General features: G+C 66.0%; 1 protein-coding gene and 1 pseudogene. One reads left to right on the top strand and one right to left on the bottom strand.

Annotated elements, in window-relative coordinates; translation table 11 throughout:
• On the bottom strand, positions 1–1,047 hold a 1,047-nt coding region (locus CC207_RS18270; protein WP_088852529.1), incomplete at its 3' end, for a 3-deoxy-7-phosphoheptulonate synthase.
• 744 nt (positions 1,048–1,791) lie between these two features.
• Here CC207_RS18270 and CC207_RS18275 point away from each other — a divergent pair.
• Positions 1,792–2,650 (top strand): annotated as a pseudogene (locus tag CC207_RS18275) (hypothetical protein); the annotation flags it as partial.

A 2,650-nucleotide genomic window follows, 5' to 3' on the forward strand; every position in this document is an offset into this window, starting at 1 on the left:
GGCCTCGCGCAGCAAGGCCTCGGTCGCCTCCCAGCCCAGGCAGCCGTCGGTGATCGACACGCCGTACTTCAGCGCGCCCTTGCCCAGGGCCTGGCAGCCATCGAACAGGTGCCCTTCGAGCATTACCCCGACCAGCGAACGGTCGCCGGCCAGGCGCTGGGCAAGCACATCCTCGAACACCGCCGGCTGGCGAGCCGGGTCCTTGCCGCTGTTGGCGTGGCTGCAGTCGACCATGATCCGTGGCGCCAGCCCGGCCTTGGCCAGGCCCTGGCGGGCCAGGGCGACGCTCTGGGCGTCGTAGTTCGGGCCCTGGTGCCCGCCGCGCAGCACCAGGTGGGTGTCAGGGTTGCCCAGGGTCTCGATGATCGCCGGGTGGCCTTGGACGTCCATGCCGAAGTGACGGTGCGGGTGGGCGGCGCTGCGCATGGCGTCGCAGGCGATGCCGATACCGCCGTCGGTGCCGTTCTTGAAGCCGACCGGCAGCTCGAGGCCGCTGACCATCTCGCGGTGGATCTGCGACTCGGTGGTGCGCGCGCCGATGGCGGCCCAGCCCAGCAGGTCGTCGAAGTAGCCGGCGGCCATCGGCTGCAGCAGCTCGGTGGCGATCGGCAGGCCGCGTTCGAGCATGCCCAGCATCAGGCCGCGGGACAGGGCGATGCCGGCGTGCATGTCGTCGCTGCCATCAAGGTGCGGATCGTAGGCCAGACCTTTCCAGCCCACGGTGGTGCGCGGTTTCTCCACGTAGGCGCGCATCACCAGCAGCAGCTTGTCGTCGACGTCACGGCTGAGTGCGGCCAGGCGGTCGGCGTATTCGAGGGCCGAGCGCGGGTCATGGATCGAGCAGGGGCCGACCACCACCAGCAGACGTGCGTCGCGGCCTTCGAGGATGGCGCGGATTGCCTGGCGGTGAGCGTGGACTTGCTGGGTGAGTTCGCAGGACAGCGGCATCTGCTGCTTGAGCAGGTGCGGGCTGGGCAGGCGCTGGCTGACGGTGGTGTTGGCAGCGTGCGGTTGGGTCAGGGGCAGGGCGAGGTTCGAGGCTTGCATGGCGTTTTTTCCCTGGGCGGACGGCGGGTTCTGGCCCGCGTCGTCGGCCCTATCGAGGTGTTCGACTGATCGTCAAATGGGGTGTCTGTGGGGCATTGCCACCGGAAATCGACCGAACGGAGGCGGCAGGCTGGCCCGAACGGAACTGGCTAAATCGCCATGCATAGGTGCGGTAGTACGTGGTGTAGTTCATGTCGCTGTCCTCAAGGTAATCGGTATGTTTCTTGGGTCCGGAAAAGCAAAACCCCCGGTCGGGGAGCCGACCGGGGGTTTGAGTATTCTCATGTTCGGCGGCCCCTCGAAGGTGGGCGCCGGATGGGTCATCGGCGCCTAGTGGCTAAACCAATACCCAAAATAAAAGCTGGCAACGGCGTTACGACCGGCAACGGCCAACACGCGGTGCGCGGAGCGACCGGTGTGGTTGGCGTGGTTGCGGGTTTGTTTCGACATGTTGCTCTCCAGTGATTGGGACCGAGCTTACTGCACCTTTGCGCTGGCGTTCAATCACTAAATGCTATTGGGGTCATTGTGTTCCTGTACTGGCCTTATCGCCGGCAAGCTGGCTCCCACGGGGAATGTGCTGGCAAAGGCCTGCGTAGCAGCCCCTGATCCGGGGCATGCCACTGGGTGATTTTCCCCGAATCGCATGGTCATAATTCATAACTTATTGAAAAATAGCAGTTAATTGGCTGGCATGGCCCTTGCTCACCTTTGTGCATATTCCTGTGTTTCCGGAGGTGCCCCATGTCGACCCCTCGCAAAGGCCCGGTCCTGTCCACCTTCCTGCTGGCCCTGCTGGGCTGGCAGGTCTCCAGCGAGGCCGCGGTGCAGTGCCAGCGCACGCTGGTGGCCAACGTGGTGGCGCTGGATCAGCCGCTGATGTTCAACCGCCTCGGCGCGCAGAACGCCAACGGCATGATGTACGCCCTGCGCCAGGACGTGGTGGATGAGCACCAGGTGCCCTTGGGCAAGGGCGGCGCCGCGGTGCCGGGCAAGGTCACCCTGCGCCCGGACAAGCGCCCGCGGCCGATCGTGCTGCGGGTGGCCGCCGGTGACTGCCTGACGGTCAACCTGACCAACCTGCTGGCCTACCAGGCCAACCCCAACAAGCACGGCATCGACCATGACGAAACCGGGGTCGAAGGGGAGGAAGAAGAGGGCGCCGAGGTCGAGAACGAAGGCGGCGAGCACTTGGTTGCCGACGAACAGGTTCGCGACCGTCACGTGGGCTTCCAGGTGAATGGCATGCAGGCGGTCAACACCATCGCTGATATTTCGGCCAACACCGGGCGCAACGGCAACTTTCTGGTGGCCCCCGGCAGCACCCGCAGTTACACGTTGTACGCCGAACGCGAGGGCGCCTTCGCCGTGTCCAGTCGCGGTGCGCCGTTCGGCGGCGAAGGTAATGCCGGCAACGTCGCCAACGGCCTGTTCGGCCAGGTGGTGGTGGTGCCCAAGGCCGGCCGCACCTATCGCAACACCCTGACCGAGGAGGAAATGCGCCTGGCCACCACTGGCCGCACCGCCACCGGTCAGCCGGTGATCGACTACGAGGCGCGCTATCCGCAGGCCCAGCCGTGGATCGCCGAGGGCAAGGCCGGCA

The organism is Pseudomonas sp. DrBHI1 (assembly GCF_002205115.1).
Taxonomy (GTDB): Bacteria; Pseudomonadota; Gammaproteobacteria; order Pseudomonadales; family Pseudomonadaceae; genus Aquipseudomonas; species Aquipseudomonas mosselii.